This is a genomic window from Staphylococcus sp. AS1337 (assembly GCF_051408735.1).
Taxonomy (GTDB): domain Bacteria; phylum Bacillota; class Bacilli; order Staphylococcales; family Staphylococcaceae; genus Staphylococcus; species Staphylococcus xylosus_B.
In genome coordinates this window covers 107,479-124,944 of sequence record NZ_JBOIHZ010000004.1, presented here as the reverse complement: position 1 = coordinate 124,944, position 17,466 = coordinate 107,479, and the positions used below count along the sequence as shown (strand labels likewise).

Genomic DNA, 17,466 nt, shown 5'->3' with positions numbered 1-17,466 from the left:
TGACACGATATTTTGGAGGTGAATCCCTAGAAATAGGGAACTAATTGGAAACTGTGACCATAATGAATTTAGTAATATTTTTTCTTTTAATAGCATTAACAACGGTATTCGTAGGATCGGAATTCGCTTTGGTGAAAGTCCGTAGTTCTAGAATTGATCAACTTGCATCGGAAGGTAACGGCAGTGCACGTGTAGTTAAAAAAATGATTAAAAATCTGGATTATTATTTATCTGCATGTCAGCTCGGTATCACTGTAACATCTTTAGGATTGGGTTGGTTAGGTGAACCGACTTTTAATAAACTATTACATCCGTTATTCGAAGCGCTCCATTTGCCAGACCCGTTAACGACAACAATATCATTTATTGTTTCATTTATAATTGTAACTTATTTACATGTAGTACTCGGTGAATTAGCACCTAAAACGTTAGCAATACAACATACTGAAAAATTAGCATTGTTCTATTCAAGACCATTGTTCTATTTTGGTGTGATTATGAAACCATTGATTTGGTTAATGAATGGTTCAGCGAGAATGATTATTCGTATGTTTGGTGTTGATCCTGATGCTAATAATGACGCAATGTCAGAAGAAGAAATAAAAATAATAATCAACAATAGCTATAATGGTGGAGAGATTAATCAAACCGAGTTAGCTTACATGCAAAATATCTTTTCATTTGATGAACGACAAGCTAAAGATATTATGGTGCCGCGTACGCAAATGATAACGATGAATGAACCATTTAACGTGGATGAATTGTTAGATACAATCAAAAAACATCAATTTACTCGTTATCCTATTACAGCTGATGGCGATAAAGACCATGTAAAAGGGTTTATTAATGTGAAAGAGTTTTTAACTGAATACGCTTCAGGTAAACAAATGAAAGTTAGTAATTATGTACATGATTTACCTATGATTTCAGAAACAACACGTATTAGCGACGCACTAGTTCGTATGCAAAGAGAACATGTCCATATTTCTCTTATCATAGATGAATATGGTGGTACAGCTGGTATCTTAACAATGGAAGATATCTTAGAAGAAATTGTTGGTGAAATTCGAGATGAATTCGATGATGATGAAGTCAATGATATTGTAAAAATAACAGACAGTAGATATCAAATCAATGGTCGTGTATTATTAGATGATTTACAAGATCAATTAGATATTGAATTTGAAGATTCAGAGGACATTGATACGATTGGTGGTTGGTTACAGGCACACAATACGAATCTACAGCAGAATGATTATGTTGATACTGAATATGATAGATGGGTTATTTCTGAAATTGATAACCATCAAATCATTACTGTTATTTTAGAATTAGAATATCATAAAAATAGACCAACACTAGAAGAAGAAGTCGAGGAAGAAGAAAACAACTAAAATGCACCTATTAACGTAGAGGCATAACATTAATGATGAAGTGGGAGAGAAATCAATTTTTGATAAAATGATTTCTCTCCTATTTTTTGTATTGATAATATAACTAAAAATGGATTCGTCGAAGGCGTTTTGGTTAATTATTGAGGTTCCGTATTTATTAATAGAAGAACTAAATATACAGTAAGTAATCATGTTCAAAAGGCTAAGACGTTGTGTTCCGTTAAAGATAAAAGTGTGAGATAGTATATTTTTATATCTACACGTATTAAAATAAAGACATTACTTATAAAAATAAAGTAATCAGAAAGGGGATTAACAGTGATAGAAGACGTATATTATTTAAATAATGGTTACCCAATGCCTAAAGTGGGTTTAGGTGTTTACAAAATTACAGAGGAAGAGATGGAACAAGCTGTGACAGCAGCATTAGAAGTTGGATACCGTGCATTTGATACAGCTTATTTCTATAAAAATGAAATTGCATTAGGTAATGCATTGAAAAAATCAGACGTACCTAGAGAAGATCTATTTATTACCTCTAAATTATGGAATGATTATCAAGGGTATGATCAAACTATTGAATTCTTTACCAAATCTATTGAAAACCTTGGTACTGATTACTTAGATCTATTCTTAATACATTGGCCATGTGAAGCGGATGGGTTGTTTATTGAGAGTTATAAAGCAATGGAAAAATTATATGAAGAGGGACGTATCCGTGCCATTGGCGTATGTAATTTTAACCAACATCATTTAGAAAAGCTTATGGAAGCAACTGAAGTTGTACCTGCTGTGAATCAGATAGAAGTGCACCCTAATTTCAATCAACAAGCATTACAAGAATATTGTGACAGCCATGATATTGCAGTTACTGCTTGGATGCCGTTAATGAGAAATAGAGGATTGCTTGAATATGATGTTATTACAAAATTAGCTGAACGCTATAATAAAACACCAGCTCAAATTGTACTACGTTGGCATCTAGCGCATAATAGACTAGTGATTCCAAAGTCTAAGACGCCTGAACGTATTAAAGAAAATTATGATATCTTTGATTTTAATTTAGAACTTACTGATATTGCTGAAATTGATAGCTTAAATAAAGATGAGCGACAAGGCAATGATCCTGACAAGGTTCGTATAGGGACATTAAAATAACTTTGAAAGAGACTATGTGTTCAATTAATTTCTGAATAGATAGTCTCTTCTTTATTGTGTTGATGGTTTTTATTTCCAAATAATGGAAATAATTGATAGACTTAAAGTAACAATTTATAATTTTTATAAGTTTATATTTCAGTCAATATTAGCATTTTGATTAAAAATTCAATGGATGAATGATTTTGTATTTTTTAAAACAATCTTAAAATTAATTCATTTTTAAAAATCTTCGCTTAAAAGTTAAGTTTTAATATTTAGTATTAAGGCTATATAAAGATTATGTAAATCTAAATGATTTATATAGCATAATGATGATGGGAATTGATAAAGTAAAAATTGAAGTAATTGAAATGAAGGTGTTTATATATGCAAATAAGAGTTATAGTACCTTGTTATAATGAAGGTGAAGTAATAGTAAAGACGTATGAACGATTGACTGAAATATTATCGAAAGATAGTCAGAATCATCATTATGACTATGATTTATTATTTGTAGATGACGGAAGTAAAGATAAGACCATTAATTATATTCAAGAGATGGCCACGAAAGATGAACATGTTAAATTTATCTCCTTTAGCCGTAATTTTGGTAAAGAGTCAGCAATGATTGCCGGATACCAACATAGTGAAAATTGTGATGGTGTAATTATGATTGATGCAGATTTGCAACATCCACCTGAATTAATACCTCAAATGATAGAAGGTTATATGGATGGTTATGACCAAGTTATAGCCAAAAGAGATAGAACGGGTGAAAATAAATCTAGAAAAATGATGACAAAAATTTATTATAAATTAATAAATCATTTTGTAGAAGATATTAAATTAGAAGATGGCGTTGGAGATTTTAGATTGTTAAGCCAACGTGCAGTACAATCTTTGACCCAATTAGATGAATATAATAGATTTTCTAAAGGTTTATACGAATGGATAGGCTATAACACCAGAGTCTTTACCTATGAAAATGTTGAGCGTGAGGATGGAGAATCTAAATGGTCATTTAGTAAATTATTGAATTATGGTATTGACGGTCTGATTTCATTCAACAATAAACCTTTACGTGCGATGATTTATCTCGGACTAATGGTATTCTTTATTAGTTTGTTATATATCGGTTATATATCGGTAGGTATTATGATCAGAGGCGTTGAAACACCTGGTTATTTCTCTACAATTGCTGCTATATTATTACTTGGCGGCATCCAACTCATTTCAATTGGGATTGTCGGGGAATATATCGGCCGTATATATTACGAAGTGAAACAACGACCAAAATATATTGTACAGGCTTCTAATTTCAAATGTGTTGATGAAGCAAATTATAAAAATATCACCCAAGATATCAATGATGATGTAGGAAATAGTGAGCGTAGAAAGTCTTCAAAAACACAAGATAAAAAGAAAAAAGAACTAATTAAAAATAGATGAATTTTAATTAGCCCTTGATTAAAACAAAATACAATGAACTTATAAAAGGAAAAGTAATAAGTAAGCGTCCGAGACATAACAATTGTCTCGGACGCTTTTGTCTTGGCAGCCACAAAATCTCGAGTAGATTTCTGTGAACCGCCCCATATTAATATTAGTAAATCATTACGTTTCATTATGATTGATTATTTTTTACGTAATTTACCAAAAATGAATGAAACCACTGCAACTAAAATAATTGTACCGATTAATGCTGGGAAGATTGCGATGCCACCTAAGTGCCAACCCCAGTCACCCAAGATCCATGAACCTAATGCTGCACCTACGATACCAGCAATAATATTACCTAAAATCCCACCTGGGATATCTTTACCAACAATGCCACCAGCTATCCAACCGATTAAGCCACCGACAATTAACATAAGTATAAAGCCAAACATAATTTAACCTCCTTTAAGAAATTACTTAACTGTTTATTTATACCACAAAATATAATATGTTAATCATTTATGTGAAAAAAATATATTCTGCCATAATAAGAAAAATATAAATAGCAAATGAACTATAATAAAGGCATACCAGTAAGGCGTTAATAGCATCATTATCGTAAAAGCACCAATCATACATATTTGACCTATTAAAATTGGGTGCTTGATACGTTGTAATAGCTTAAGTTGCTCTTTTTCCTTTGGTTGAAAAGTACTATAGAAAAGTAAGATTGCACCAATCAGGAATATAGCAGGGGCTAAATATGGGATAGACATATAATACGAGTCGTGACTAGTGCTATATGTAAGAATTAATGATGTACTCATGATAATTGTTAAAATAACTGCAATGAATTTTTGATCTGTAATTTTATAAGCAGTTATCTTACGATTTAAATAAAGTTGTAATAAAGTCCAAATAAATAATTGTGTGATTGTATAAAAAGCGATGTAATCATATTCACCGACTAAAAATAAATTAATAATACCATTGAGTGTTATTGCAATCAGTATAGAGCTAAACTTTAGTTGTTTAAAATTCTGACGATATAAATCAATGCCAAGCACAATTAATACCGTAGCTATATTTATAATTATATTAATTAGCATGCTGCTCTCCTAACCTAGATACTTCACTGCAACATTATATCAATTAAGTGAAAGTTAATCATTTAATTACATAATTTCTTCAAAGCATCATCATTCAAATGTGATTAAAAATGATGTTAAATGCATAATAAAAATAATTTTACAGTGATGACCAACTATATATTTTTGCATCACTAAAAAGCGATTCGTTATATAGACAAAGAGCATTATACAACGGATCGCATAGATTACACAATTTAAACACCTTTTTTGTTACTCCAAAGCAATGTGTGTAATTGAGGTAGAACATACACATTGTTCATATCACTACTGACCATTACGCGGTCTACTAACGTTTCATATAACGTTAATAACTTTTTAGTGTGTGATTCTACGTATTCACCATCTAAGTAAGGATTGCCTACTTGTAAGTAAAAGGGAATAGCAGGGTATCTGTGATGGATCTTTTTAGCAAATTCATAGTCTTCGTCATCGAAAATAACAACTTTTATATTTAGTGATTCTGGTACACATTGTTCAATGACTTCATCTAATATAGGCAAGTTTGGTTTCATTTTTGAACTTGGTGGTTTGGGACTTATCGTTAAGTCATCTATTTGAGTCATCCACGGTTGGAACTTACTACCTTGCGTTTCTAAAGCACTTTGTATGTGTTTTTCATCAAATAAATCAACTAATTGTTGAATCCCTTTAATTAGGGCGGGGTTACCACCAGAAATTGTAACGTGGTTAAAAGAGTCTCCAGCAATCTCGTATAAAGCATCATAAATTTCTTCAGCAGTCATCATACGAATATCTTCTTTAGCGCTACCGTCCCAAGTAAAACTAGAATCACACCAACTGCAACGGTAATCACAACCGGCAGTTCGTACAAACATGGTCTTGCGGCCTATGACACGGCCTTCACCTTGAATTGTTGGACCGAAAATTTCTAATACAGGTATTTTACTCATGATTATGTTGCTCCTTTGGTCTGTATACGACATAGCTTGTCGGTGTTTCTCTTACATAGACTTGAACACATTTAGGTTGATTACTACGTTGGTTTAAAGATGTTTGAACCATTTCGTATATAGTTTGAGCTACAATTTCAGTAGAAGGGCTTTTTCCTTCGAATTGTGGTAAATCATTAAGTAAGTGGTGATCGAATTGGCCGTGAACTAATTTCTTTAGCTCGCTAAAATTTACTAAAAAACCATTGTGGTCTAATGAATCGCCAACAATCGTTAAATTAACAAAATAAGTATGACCATGTGTGCGCATGCATTTGCCTGCATCTTCACTTGGTATATAATGCGCTGCAGAAAAATTAAAGTCTTTGTTTAGTTCGAAAGTATATGGATGTTGTACGCTTGGATAATTTTGTTGGAACATAATTAATTCTCTCCTTTTTCAGCTAAATAGGTATTTAAACCGTGCGCTCTTAATTCGCAAGCAGGGCATTCTCCACACCCTTCGCCAACGATGCCGTTATAGCAAGTAAGCGTGTTGTAACGAATATAGTCTAGCGCTCCGAGTTCATCGCTTAATGCCCAGGTTGCTTTTTTATCTAACCACATTAAAGGCGTATGAATTACAAAGTCTTTATCCATGGATAGTGATAACGTTACATTCATTGATTTAATAAAATTATCTCTACAATCAGGGTACCCTGAAAAATCCGTCTCGCATACACCGGTGATGATATTTTTAGCGTTTGTCTGGTATGCTAAGGCACCAGCAAAAGATAAGAATAGTAAATTTCTTGCAGGAACAAATGTATTAGGAATACCATCTTCTCCTACTTCGATATCCATATCATGTTGCGTAAGGGCATTAGGTGTTAGTTGTGAAAGTAAAGACATATCTAAGATGTGGTGTTTAACGTGTTGTTCTTCTGCAATACGTTTTGCTACTTCAATTTCTGTATCGTGTCTTTGGCCGTATGCGAATGTAACTAGTTCTACACTTTCAAAATATTTTTTAGCCCAAAATAAACAAGTCGTACTATCTTGTCCTCCGCTAAATACTACGATAGCCTTGTCATTGTCTAAAGATTGTTGCGTCATATTGCTTGCACTCCTTCATATTGTCAAACTAGCTGTTATAACTCATGCTATGACGGCATAAAAAAACGTCCATCTCTATAAAAAAGACAGACGAAAATCATGTGTCTAGTTTTTTATAGAGGGTATCAGCTAGGAACCTCTTTGTATTCATTTATAACGTGATTTAGAATAATATATTTAAACTGTAAAATCAAGTTAATATTTGTGATAATAAGTATAACAGAATAACGAAGATATTTAAAAAGAGGCGACGAAATGATACTAATTATAGATAATAAAGATTCGTTCACTTATAACATCGTAGATTATATTAAGCAAAGTTATCGAGGGCAAGTTAAGGTTATTGATGTAGAAACGGTGACAAATGAACGAATTCATTTACATCAACCTGATGCAATTGTAATTTCACCGGGGCCAGGTTCTCCTGAGGACTATCCTATATTAAATGAATTAATTCAAACATTTTCGACAGAGGTGCCCATATTAGGCGTTTGTTTAGGGTTTCAACAAATTGTGACTTATTTCGGTGGAAATATAATAAAAAGTGATAAACCTATTCATGGTCATACAACACGCATAACACATAAAGGCATAGGTATCTTTGATGGTTTGCCTGAATCATTCGATGTGATGCGTTATCACTCTTTAAAAGCGGAGCAATCATCCTTTCCAGAAACATTAACTGTTACAGCTACAAATAATGAAGACGTTATAATGGCTTTGGAACATAAATTATTACCTATTTACGGAGTACAATACCACCCTGAATCCATATTAAGTGAATATGGTCTTAAACAGATTCAAATATTTATAGATATAGTGGAGGTCTACCATGCAAATACACTTTAATTATCGTTACATAACTGATGAAACAACGCATGAGACGTATCGTTATTTATTCACGCAATGTATTGCTAAAAAAGTTGCATATACAATAGAAGAAGTCGGTGATGTTGTGTGCTTTGCAGAAAGTTATCAAAATGATGGCTATTACGCAGCCTTATATTTACCTTATGAAGCGGCAACTTACTTCAATAAAGACATGGCAACGGTGCCGACTGAAGAAGACTATGTATACGCGGCAGTATATGTTTTTGAAAATATATCAGAAACTGAAAATGACGTTGAGGATACAATATATCAACAACAATGTAGCTTCCAATTTCAATTAAATAGAGCCGAGCTTATCAAACATATTCGGACAATTCAATCAGCTATTGTGGAGGGAAACACATATCAAGTAAATTATACAACGAGATTAGTAGATTCAATTCATCATTCTATAGCGACTTTATATTATCATCTTTTAAATGATAATCACGGCTTTTATTCTGCGCTTATTGAAACAGATGAGCTACAAGTTGCTTCATTATCACCAGAATTATTCTTCCAACGAGGGCCATTTAAAGCTAATGAAGATATATTATTAAGTAAACCCATGAAAGGTACGATGCCAAGAGGTAGTAATGAAAAAGAAGATAGGCAAAATCTAAACACTTTAAGTCACTCAAGCAAAGATAGAGCAGAAAATGTAATGATTGTAGATTTACTACGTAATGACATGAGTCGAATTGCAAAAACCGGCAGTGTTAATGTATATAAACCGTTTCATATAGAACCATATCAAACAGTATTTCAAATGACATCAACGATTACTGCCACTTTACATAAAGATACAGACTTAAATCAGATACTAAGTGCACTATTCCCTTGCGGTTCAATTACAGGAGCCCCAAAACTTAATACGATGAGCTATATAAAAGAATTAGAACAAACACCACGAAATATATACTGCGGTGCGATTGGCTTATTACTTCCAAATGGTAAATCAATCTTTAATGTGCCGATTCGAACAATACAATACTTAAATAACCAAGCCATTTATGGAGTCGGTGCAGGTATTACAATTGACTCTATACCTGAGCAGGAGGTTCAAGAATTTATAGACAAAACAAAGATATTGGAGCGATTATAATGCAACTTTTTGAAACGATGAGGTTAGAGTCAGGTTTGTTTCCAAGAATTTCTTATCATAAAAAAAGAATGAAAACCGCTTCTAAACAATTAGGGTTTTTGTTTGATGAGTCTACTTGGTCAGAGCTTATAATATCAATTAGCGAGCAATATGCAACGGGTGTTTATCGAATAAAAATTTTGTTGAATAAAGATGGAACAATGCATTACATTGTAGCGCCTTTACCAGAAAAGTCAACATTTACAGCAAAGCTATTACCCTTATCGGCTGATGTGAATAACCAAGTCATAGTTCACAAGACGACACAAAGAGAACATTTAGAGCATAATCATCAAACTGATATCGTTCTATTATATAATGAAGAAGGTAAAGTATTAGAATTTGATATAGGGAATATAATGATAAGAGAAGATGGCTATTACTATACACCGTTTTATAATGAAGATTTTTTGTGTGGCTGTATGCGTCAAGAATTATTAGATAAAGGTAAGGTAATAGAAAAAGATTATGATATACATGAATTAAAAGATAAAATAAGTAGTAATATGATACAGATTTTTCTAATAAATAGTTTGCGAGAGGTTGCCGAGGTAGAAATTTATCTATAGAATATAGAAAGTATAATCATGGCGTCATTGATAGCGCATACGCAATTTAAAATAATCAAATTTTATAAACAAAATAGTAAAGACAAAATTTATAAACAGTGAGTGAGGCAAAATGATGATATTGGTTTGGGCATTTACAATTATTATAATTTCTATGCTTACCAAATGGGGCGTAAATCAATTGTTGAAACGACAAAGTGTTTATTTAACACGCTTCGTCATTACAGTATCTTGCATATTTCAATTTATATTTGTCTATTTCCTAGTAAAAGAACTCGTACATTATTTGATACAAGTATTTGATGTATTTTATCGTTAGTAACAATTTATGAGGTGAAACTATGAAGATATATAGTCAAGGAGACCAAGCAATAGTGGTTTCTATAGAAAAAGAAGTCTCTAAAGATTTGACTGAAGATCTGTTAGCTTTGAAAAAATATTTAGCAGACAAACAGTATCCTTTTATAACAGAAATTGTACCTACAGAATCAGACATGATGATTTGTTATGATGCAAGGGACATGATTAAGCATCATCATATCCAATCTCCATTTTTATATATGAAAGCGTTAATGCAAACGGTACAAATGGAAATTAAGCATGACGAAGAAACAGTTGAACCTATTGAAATTCCAGTAGTGTATGGTGGGAAATATGGACCTGATTTAGACGCTCTACTGACTTATTATAAAATGGATTTTGAAAAATTTGTGAAATTACATACGGAACAAAATTATTTTGTGTCAATGATGGGCTATACACCAGGATTTCCTTATTTAACTGGCATGAATAAGCGTTTATTTGTAAATCATACAGGCGGGAAAAAGACTTTTATTCCTGCGGGTTCTGTAATTATTGAAGGTAAAAAGACAGGAATCACTACAACTGATACATATGGTGATTGGTTAGTCATAGGGTATACACCTGTTCGATTGTTTAATCCGGAATTAGAAGATTTCACAAAATTAAAATTAGGAGACAATGTTAAATTTTGTGCGATTCAAGAGGAAGCGCTGGATTTAGGAGGGTTTCAACCATGTCAATCATAATAGAAGGTGAAGGACTATTTTCAAGTTTTCAAGATTTTGGTCGTAAAGGGTATGAGCACGATGGTGTTATCCCTGGTGGTGCTTTAGATCCTCTATCTCATGAAATAGCAAATAGACTTGTAGCTAATGATAAGAATGAAGCTACTTTAGAAATGACAAATAGAATGGCGAGTTTTCGTTTTACTGAACCGACGCTTATTGCATTGAGTGGAGGGAATTTTAAAGCTAAAACTGAGCACATGAAAGTGCTACCCAATAAGTTGTATTTGATGGAAAAAGGTGATGTACTTGTGTTTACTGAAACGAATCGTACATCCAGAGTTTACTTGGCAGTAGGCGGAGGATTTGAACTTAGTGAATGGTTAGGGTCAACTTCAACGGACTTTAAGTCGAAAATTGGTGGTTTCCATGGTCGTAAACTACAAAAAGGTGACGAAGTTAACATGAAACGAAACTACACTGAGCGTCATCATAAATTATTTGAAAACTTAAAAGAAACACATCAAACAGATTGGGGTATCGATGGTTACGCGCTATCTTTCAATTATATGTCCGATGTTTTTCATGTGATAAAGAATAAAGGAACAGAAGATTTTAAACCTAAAATATTGAATCGATTTACTTCTGGAGAATATAAAGTGACAAGTAAAGCAAATAGAGTTGGCATGTATTTAGAAGGAGAACCTGTAAAAGCATTTTACGAAGACATGCCAGAACATCAATCAGTACAAATTGGTACGATACAAGTAAAACGAGATGGCACACCAATTATTTTATTAAATGATCATTATACTTTAGGCAGTTACCCACAAATTGGTACGATTGCAAGTTATCATTTAACAAAACTAGGACAAAAACATCAAGGAACTAAATTGAAATTTCAATTTATAGATGTGGAAAGTGCGGAGAAGAATTTAATCAAATATACAAACTGGTTGAATCAGTTATTTCACGGCATTGAATATAGAATGCAATTAGAGATGTTGAAATAGCAACTATATAAATAATTAAAAGCAGTAACGCCAAAAATAAGCCTAGGTTTTGGGTTACTGTTTTTTATATTTTATTCCTTTGAATTTTTTGGATGATTTCAAAAATATATAATGATATAGAAGTTAGAGAGTGTATCAGCAAAATTGCTAATACGACCATAGTCCGATTAATATACTATCCAATAAAGGTATAATTAAAAAACATATAAATACTTAATAGTAAGTTAATGACCGTTTAACAAGGCGTTAATAAAGCTTTTGTTTGATACCAAATTACATAAAAAAGTGTCTTTTTACTTGATATTTAGCTATGATTGCTTTATATTTATTAATTGAACTATGTGCGTTTTATTACGAGCATATTACAAAAATATAAAAATTGTAAATATAATTTTAACTTATGGTTATGAGTAATAGTGATTGGAATAACTATAGTTAAATATCAATGATTCATAATATAGATATCAAATAAAACTTAAAAACTGAAACATATGAATGCTTGTAACAGTGTACTTTAAATTAATGATTAAAGATGACACTAAAGCATAATTCTAAAACAATTTGCCCAAGCCAATAACGACTTTCGTTTATTAGAGATACTAACATCGCTAATAAGTGTTTAAGATAGTAACTTTACCACTTTTTATAAGGTTAGGTAAGCGTTCTAGCCTATATTAATTTATATCGGGGGATAAGAACATGAGTATACACAAAAAGAAATTAACTCTTTTTGGGTTTTTTATTTTAACGGTGCTAACAGTCACCTTAAAAACATATTTTTCATATTATGTTGATTTTTCTTTAGGCGTTAAAGGATTAGTTCAAAACCTAATCTTGTTAATGAATCCATACAGTTTAATTGCATTAGTATTGAGTATTTTCTTGTTTTTCAAGGGTAAGAAAGCTTTTTGGTTCATCTTTATTGGTGGCTTTTTATTAACTTTCTTATTATACGCAAACGTTGTATACTTCAGATTCTTTTCTGACTTCTTAACATTTAGTACATTAAACCAGGTTGGAAATGTCGAATCGATGGGTGGCGCTGTAACAGCTTCATTCAAATGGTATGATTTCGTTTACTTTATAGATACTATTGTGTATCTGTTTGTTTTAATTTTTAAACAAAAATGGTTTGATAAGCGTGTATTTAGCAAAAAGTTTGTGCCAGTAGTAATGGCTGCGTCAGTTGCATTATTCTTTTTAAACTTGGCATTTGCTGAATCAGATCGCCCAGAATTATTAACACGTACTTTTGACCATAAATATTTAGTTAAATATTTAGGTCCATATAATTTTACTGTATATGACGGTGTTAAAACAGTTCAAAATAACCAACAAAAAGCGTTGGCTAATGAAGATGATTTAACTAAAGTATTGAATTATACGAAACAAAAGCGAACTGAACCAAATAAAGAATATTTCGGTGCTGCTAAAAAGAAAAATGTTATTAAAATTCACTTAGAAAGCTTCCAAACTTTCTTAATAAATAAAAAAGTAAATGGTGAAGAAGTTACACCATTCTTAAATAAACTCTCGTCTGGTAATGAAGGATACAGATATTATCCAAACTTCTATCATCAGACAGGACAAGGTAAAACCTCGGATTCAGAGTTTACTATGGATAACAGCTTGTTTGGTTTACCACAAGGTTCAGCTTATTCATTGAAAGGTGATAACACTTACCAATCACTACCTGCTATACTAGATCAACAGCAAGGTTATACATCTAGTGTTATGCATGGTGACTACAAAACATTCTGGAACCGTGATCAAGTTTACAAACACTTTGGCATAGATAAATTTTACGACGCAACTTATTACGATATGTCTGAAGAAAATCTTGAAAACTTAGGCCTTAAAGATAAAGAGTTCTTTAAAGAATCTGCAGATTATTTAGCAAAAGAAAAAGAACCATTCTATAGTCATTTAATTACGTTAACTAACCACTACCCATTCACTGTGAAACCAGAAGATGCATCAATCGATAAACCAAACACAGGCGATTCAACAGTAGATGGTTATGTACAAACAGCAAGATACCTTGATGAATCATTAGAAGAGTTTGTCAATGAACTTAAGAAAAAAGGGATATATGATGATTCAGTAATAATGATTTACGGTGACCACTATGGTATTTCTGAAAACCATAATAAAGCCATGGAAAAATTATTAGGTGAAGAAATTACACCTGCTAAATTTAACGACTTAAACCGTACAGGTTTTTGGTTGAAGATTCCAGGTAAAGAAGGTACTGTAGATAAAACTTATGCAGGACAAGCTGATGTAATGCCTACATTATTACACTTAATGGGTATCGATACGAAGAACTATTTAATGATGGGTACAGATTTATTATCTAAAGATCACAATGATACAGTACCATTCAGAAATGGTGACTTTGTAACGAAAGACTATAAATATGTTAATGGTAGAATTTATGATAATAAGAATAATGAACCTATGACAGAAAAGCCTAAAGACTTCGATAAGCGTAAACAACAATCTGAGAAAGACTTACAAATGAGTGACGATGTCCTCAACGGTGATTTATTGAGATTCTATGATAATCCTGATTTCGATAAAGTTAAGCCTTCAGATTATGAATATAAATCAGGTCCAAAAGGACAAGAGAAAAAATAAATAAAAATACCGACGATTCTAATTTAGAGTCGTCGGTATTTTTATTTATTATAGATGCCTATTGGAGACAGTTTGTTTTAATATAATCATAAAATAGAGGTGTTGACCATATCTTGTATATTACTTAAAGTATCAATTTGATAAATGTTTGACTAAACGTAAGAAACAGTCCGGGACATTAATATATGTCTCGGACTGTTAAATCATGTCGTCTTGTTTAATGTTTAAATTTTAAAAAAACATCAATTGCATAGTTTGACCTTATCCAAGTGCAACATCTAAAATCATCATAATAGTGAAACCTAGCATGAGACTCATTGTTGCAAGGTCAGTATTATTACTAGCTTGGGAATCAGGAATAAGTTCTTCAACAACTACAAATATCATCGCTCCTGCAGCAAATGCTAGGGCATAGGGTAACATTGGAGTCACAACTAATACAGCGGCTGCACCAATTGTAGCAAATATAGGCTCAACGATAGCAGACGCTTGCCCGTAGTTAAATGCTTTCCATCTAGAAGCGCCAGCTGCTCTTATTGGCATAGACAAGGCTGCTCCTTCAGGAATGTTTTGAATACCGATTCCTATAGCTAAACCAAGGGCTCCTAAAAATGTAGCTTGCCCATTGCCAGCTACGATACCACCAAAAGCAACACCAATAGATAAACCTTCGGGTATATTGTGTAGCGTTATAGCTAAAACGAGTAACGTATTCTTATTGAGTTTTTTTGTGCCTACACCTTCTTGGTATTGGTTTGTGTCTTGGGTGTTTGGGTGTATATGAGGGATAACTAAATCTAGTGCACGAATAAATACTCCGCCCAATAGAAAACCGATAGCAGCTGGTAACCAAGGTAATGATGTACCTTCGCCATAATTAATAGCTGGTTGTAAGAGTGACCAAAAGCTAGCTGCAATCATTATACCTGCAGCGAAACCTTGCATTGAATTTAGAATCTTATCATTTATTCTCTTGAAAATAAAAACAGCTGCAGCTCCTAATGCAGTAAGTAGCCATGTAATAATACCTGCTATTAATGCTTGGATATAAGGAGGCAAGTTTTGGAAAAATTCCGACATAAGCATTGCTCCTTTGTATCATTTGAGTTAAAAAAGGTGTATAATATGTAGAACTGAAATTAAGTTTAACAGAAATAATTATAATTTTCGATATTAAAAAGGATGTTGGGCAATGGAAGCATATAAAATTGAACATTTACATAAATCATATGCCGATAAAACCATTTTTGATAATTTGCAGTTGTCAATTTCTGAAGGTGAGAAAATAGGACTTGTAGGTATAAATGGTACGGGTAAAAGTACATTATTGAAAGTGATCGCTGGATTGGATGAAGACTTTGAAGCAGAAGTATCACATCCTAATGCTTATCGCATCCGATATTCTTCTCAAAAACATGATTTTGATCAAAATATGACGGTGTTTGAAGCGGTATTAACTTCAGAAACTGAAACGATTAAGGTTATAAGAACTTATGAAAATGCTTTGGCGCAATATACAGCGACCCAAAGTGATGAAGATTTTCAGAAAATGATGCAAGCACAAGAAGCAATGGATAATTACCAAGCGTGGGATTATAGCGCTGAAATTAAAACGATTCTTTCTAAATTAGGTATCTATGACATAAACAAAGAAGTGAGTGAACTTTCAGGAGGTCAACAAAAACGTGTTGGTTTAGCTAAAACACTTATTGAACAACCTGATTTATTACTATTAGATGAGCCAACAAACCATTTAGATTTTGAATCAATCAATTGGCTAATTAACTATGTGAAACAATATCCGCATACAGTATTATTTATCACACATGATCGTTATTTCCTAAATGAAGTATCCTCTCGTATTATTGAATTAGATAGAGGTAAGCTTACTACCTATGTAGGAAATTACGAAGATTATATAGCTCAACGAGCAGAAAATGAAATTATAGAGCAAAAACAACAAGCGAAACAGCAATCCTTATATAAGAAGGAACTTGAATGGATGCGTGCTGGTGTTAAGGCACGTACGACTAAGCAGCAAGCTCGTAAAAATAGATTTAATGATTTGGAACAAGATGTGAAAAATCAACACCAACAAGAGAAAGCATCTTTAAACCTTGCTTATTCTAGATTAGGAAAACAAGTCTTCGAATTAGATGGCTTAACGAAACGCATTAACAAAAAAACTTTATTTGAAGATATAACTCAAATTATTCAAAGTGGGCAACAAATTGGTATTGTTGGTCCTAATGGTGCAGGTAAAACAACGTTACTGAATATCCTAAACGGGGAAGATAAAGAGTTTGAAGGTGACCTTAAAATCGGACAAACGGTAAAAGTTGCTTATTTCAAACAAACTGAAGAGCGGTTAGATCGTGATATAAGAATGATAGATTATCTGAGAGAAGAAAGTGAAGTTGCTAAAGAAAAAGATGGCACATCGGTATCTATAACTCAATTACTCGAAAGGTTCTTATTTCCAAGTGCAACTCATGGTAAAAAGATTTATAAATTATCAGGTGGAGAGCAAAAAAGATTATACCTTTTAAGATTATTGGTACACCAACCGAATGTTCTTCTTCTAGATGAGCCAACAAATGATTTAGATACAGAAACACTTACAATTCTTGAAGATTATATTGAAACGTTTGGTGGCGCCGTCATCACAGTTAGTCACGATAGATATTTCTTAAATAAAGTAGCACAAGAGTATTGGTATATTCATGATGGACAAATGGAGCGCATCATAGGTACTTTTGAAGATTATGAAGCTTACAAAAAGGAACAACATCAGTTAAACGAGCAAAAGAGTCAACAGACTAAAGTTAAACAACAATCTGACAAGAAAAAAAGAAAAGGTTTATCTTTTAAAGAAAAACAAGAGTATGAAATGATTATTGAACGTATTGATACAACTGAAGAACGATTAGAAACTATAGAAAAAGAGATGATTGAGGCAACCTCTGATTATGCCAAGATTAAAGAATTAAGCGAAGAACAACGAAGATTAAATGCGTTGTATGAAGAAGATATTGCAAGATGGAGCGAACTTGAAGAACAAAAAGAACAATGAG

Annotated in this window: 17 protein-coding genes; 11 read left to right on the top strand and 6 right to left on the bottom strand. The window is 32.4% G+C overall.

The window, feature by feature from the left end:
• The first annotated feature begins 44 nt into the window (after positions 1–44).
• The 3 genes from ACSUE0_RS07925 to ACSUE0_RS07915 all read left to right on the top strand — a co-directional run bounded on the left by ACSUE0_RS07925 (position 45) and on the right by ACSUE0_RS07915 (position 3,983).
• Positions 45–1,394 (top strand): hemolysin family protein, encoded by a 1,350-nt coding sequence (locus ACSUE0_RS07925; protein WP_107530469.1) that lies wholly within the window; start codon positions 45–47, stop codon positions 1,392–1,394.
• A 318-nt stretch (positions 1,395–1,712) separates the two neighbouring features.
• On the top strand, positions 1,713–2,552 hold the full coding sequence (locus tag ACSUE0_RS07920; RefSeq protein ID WP_017722551.1) for an aldo/keto reductase: 840 nt from the start codon (positions 1,713–1,715) through the stop codon (positions 2,550–2,552).
• A gap of 369 nt (positions 2,553–2,921) precedes the next feature.
• Positions 2,922–3,983, top strand: coding sequence for a glycosyltransferase family 2 protein (locus ACSUE0_RS07915; protein WP_119613860.1), 1,062 nt, complete (start codon positions 2,922–2,924; stop codon positions 3,981–3,983).
• A gap of 185 nt (positions 3,984–4,168) precedes the next feature.
• Here the strand turns inward: ACSUE0_RS07915 and ACSUE0_RS07910 are convergent, their stop codons facing one another.
• The 5 genes from ACSUE0_RS07910 to queC all read right to left on the bottom strand — a co-directional run bounded on the left by ACSUE0_RS07910 (position 4,169) and on the right by queC (position 7,128).
• Entirely contained in the window at positions 4,169–4,423 is a 255-nt protein-coding gene (locus ACSUE0_RS07910) for a GlsB/YeaQ/YmgE family stress response membrane protein (RefSeq protein WP_119613861.1), read from the bottom strand.
• Positions 4,424–4,486: 63 nt separating this feature from the next.
• Positions 4,487–5,080: a hypothetical protein gene (locus ACSUE0_RS07905; RefSeq protein WP_119613862.1), complete on the bottom strand. Its 594-nt coding sequence runs from the start codon at positions 5,078–5,080 to the stop codon at positions 4,487–4,489.
• Positions 5,081–5,316: 236 nt separating this feature from the next.
• Complete coding sequence (queE, locus tag ACSUE0_RS07900; RefSeq protein WP_119613863.1) at positions 5,317–6,033, bottom strand: 7-carboxy-7-deazaguanine synthase QueE; 717 nt, start codon at positions 6,031–6,033, stop codon at positions 5,317–5,319.
• Positions 6,026–6,454 (bottom strand): 6-carboxytetrahydropterin synthase QueD, encoded by a 429-nt coding sequence (gene queD, locus ACSUE0_RS07895; protein ID WP_017722546.1) that lies wholly within the window; start codon positions 6,452–6,454, stop codon positions 6,026–6,028. Before queD ends, queE begins: the two co-directional genes overlap by 8 nt.
• A gap of 2 nt (positions 6,455–6,456) precedes the next feature.
• Positions 6,457–7,128 carry a 7-cyano-7-deazaguanine synthase QueC gene (queC, locus tag ACSUE0_RS07890; protein ID WP_119613864.1) on the bottom strand — a complete coding sequence of 224 codons (672 nt, stop codon included), beginning with the start codon at positions 7,126–7,128 and terminating at the stop codon, positions 6,457–6,459.
• Between the two features lie 255 nt (positions 7,129–7,383).
• On the opposite strand from queC, the gene ACSUE0_RS07885 reads away from it, so the two are divergent.
• The 7 genes from ACSUE0_RS07885 (at position 7,384) to ltaS (ending at position 14,392) form a co-directional block, all read left to right on the top strand.
• Entirely contained in the window at positions 7,384–7,977 is a 594-nt protein-coding gene (locus ACSUE0_RS07885) for an anthranilate synthase component II (protein WP_436956890.1), read from the top strand.
• Positions 7,961–9,103: an aminodeoxychorismate synthase component I gene (pabB, locus tag ACSUE0_RS07880; protein WP_119613866.1), complete on the top strand. Its 1,143-nt coding sequence runs from the start codon at positions 7,961–7,963 to the stop codon at positions 9,101–9,103. Before ACSUE0_RS07885 ends, pabB begins: the two co-directional genes overlap by 17 nt.
• Positions 9,103–9,711, top strand: coding sequence for an aminotransferase class IV (locus tag ACSUE0_RS07875; RefSeq protein WP_436956887.1), 609 nt, complete (start codon positions 9,103–9,105; stop codon positions 9,709–9,711). The genes pabB and ACSUE0_RS07875 overlap by 1 nt, the downstream gene beginning before the upstream one ends.
• Before the next feature lie 112 nt (positions 9,712–9,823).
• Complete coding sequence (locus ACSUE0_RS07870) at positions 9,824–10,030, top strand: hypothetical protein (protein ID WP_080619636.1); 207 nt, start codon at positions 9,824–9,826, stop codon at positions 10,028–10,030.
• Positions 10,031–10,052: 22 nt separating this feature from the next.
• A complete protein-coding gene (locus ACSUE0_RS07865; RefSeq protein WP_119613868.1) occupies positions 10,053–10,760 on the top strand; it encodes an allophanate hydrolase subunit 1 in 708 nt (235 codons plus the stop codon).
• Positions 10,748–11,752, top strand: a complete 1,005-nt coding sequence (locus ACSUE0_RS07860) for a biotin-dependent carboxyltransferase family protein (RefSeq protein WP_436956884.1) — start codon at positions 10,748–10,750, stop codon at positions 11,750–11,752. Before ACSUE0_RS07865 ends, ACSUE0_RS07860 begins: the two co-directional genes overlap by 13 nt.
• 699 nt (positions 11,753–12,451) lie before the next feature.
• Positions 12,452–14,392, top strand: coding sequence for a polyglycerol-phosphate lipoteichoic acid synthase LtaS (gene ltaS / locus ACSUE0_RS07855; RefSeq protein ID WP_436956882.1), 1,941 nt, complete (start codon positions 12,452–12,454; stop codon positions 14,390–14,392).
• A gap of 261 nt (positions 14,393–14,653) precedes the next feature.
• On the opposite strand, the gene ACSUE0_RS07850 is transcribed toward ltaS, so the two are convergent.
• Entirely contained in the window at positions 14,654–15,472 is an 819-nt protein-coding gene (locus ACSUE0_RS07850) for a ZIP family metal transporter (protein WP_119613871.1), read from the bottom strand.
• Positions 15,473–15,584: 112 nt separating this feature from the next.
• On the opposite strand from ACSUE0_RS07850, the gene ACSUE0_RS07845 reads away from it, so the two are divergent.
• Positions 15,585–17,465 (top strand): ABC-F family ATP-binding cassette domain-containing protein, encoded by a 1,881-nt coding sequence (locus ACSUE0_RS07845; protein ID WP_436956879.1) that lies wholly within the window; start codon positions 15,585–15,587, stop codon positions 17,463–17,465.
• Position 17,466: the final 1 nt, after the last annotated feature.

Bases quoted from the DNA above. Each gene is read 5' to 3' on its own strand.
- ACSUE0_RS07910 (WP_119613861.1), bottom strand. From the start codon at position 4,423: ATGTTTGGCTTTATACTTATGTTAATTGTCGGTGGCTTAATCGGTTGG.
- ACSUE0_RS07870 (WP_080619636.1), top strand. From the start codon at position 9,824: ATGATGATATTGGTTTGGGCATTTACAATTATTATAATTTCTATGCTT.
- ACSUE0_RS07860 (WP_436956884.1), top strand. From the start codon at position 10,748: ATGTCAATCATAATAGAAGGTGAAGGACTATTTTCAAGTTTTCAAGAT.
- ACSUE0_RS07885 (WP_436956890.1), top strand. From the start codon at position 7,384: ATGATACTAATTATAGATAATAAAGATTCGTTCACTTATAACATCGTA.
- queD (WP_017722546.1), bottom strand. From the start codon at position 6,454: ATGTTCCAACAAAATTATCCAAGCGTACAACATCCATATACTTTCGAA.
- ACSUE0_RS07915 (WP_119613860.1), top strand. From the start codon at position 2,922: ATGCAAATAAGAGTTATAGTACCTTGTTATAATGAAGGTGAAGTAATA.
- queC (WP_119613864.1), bottom strand. From the start codon at position 7,128: ATGACGCAACAATCTTTAGACAATGACAAGGCTATCGTAGTATTTAGC.
- ACSUE0_RS07865 (WP_119613868.1), top strand. From the start codon at position 10,053: ATGAAGATATATAGTCAAGGAGACCAAGCAATAGTGGTTTCTATAGAA.
- ACSUE0_RS07875 (WP_436956887.1), top strand. From the start codon at position 9,103: ATGCAACTTTTTGAAACGATGAGGTTAGAGTCAGGTTTGTTTCCAAGA.
- ACSUE0_RS07850 (WP_119613871.1), bottom strand. From the start codon at position 15,472: ATGTCGGAATTTTTCCAAAACTTGCCTCCTTATATCCAAGCATTAATA.
- ACSUE0_RS07845 (WP_436956879.1), top strand. From the start codon at position 15,585: ATGGAAGCATATAAAATTGAACATTTACATAAATCATATGCCGATAAA.
- ltaS (WP_436956882.1), top strand. From the start codon at position 12,452: ATGAGTATACACAAAAAGAAATTAACTCTTTTTGGGTTTTTTATTTTA.
- queE (WP_119613863.1), bottom strand. From the start codon at position 6,033: ATGAGTAAAATACCTGTATTAGAAATTTTCGGTCCAACAATTCAAGGT.
- pabB (WP_119613866.1), top strand. From the start codon at position 7,961: ATGCAAATACACTTTAATTATCGTTACATAACTGATGAAACAACGCAT.
- ACSUE0_RS07905 (WP_119613862.1), bottom strand. From the start codon at position 5,080: ATGCTAATTAATATAATTATAAATATAGCTACGGTATTAATTGTGCTT.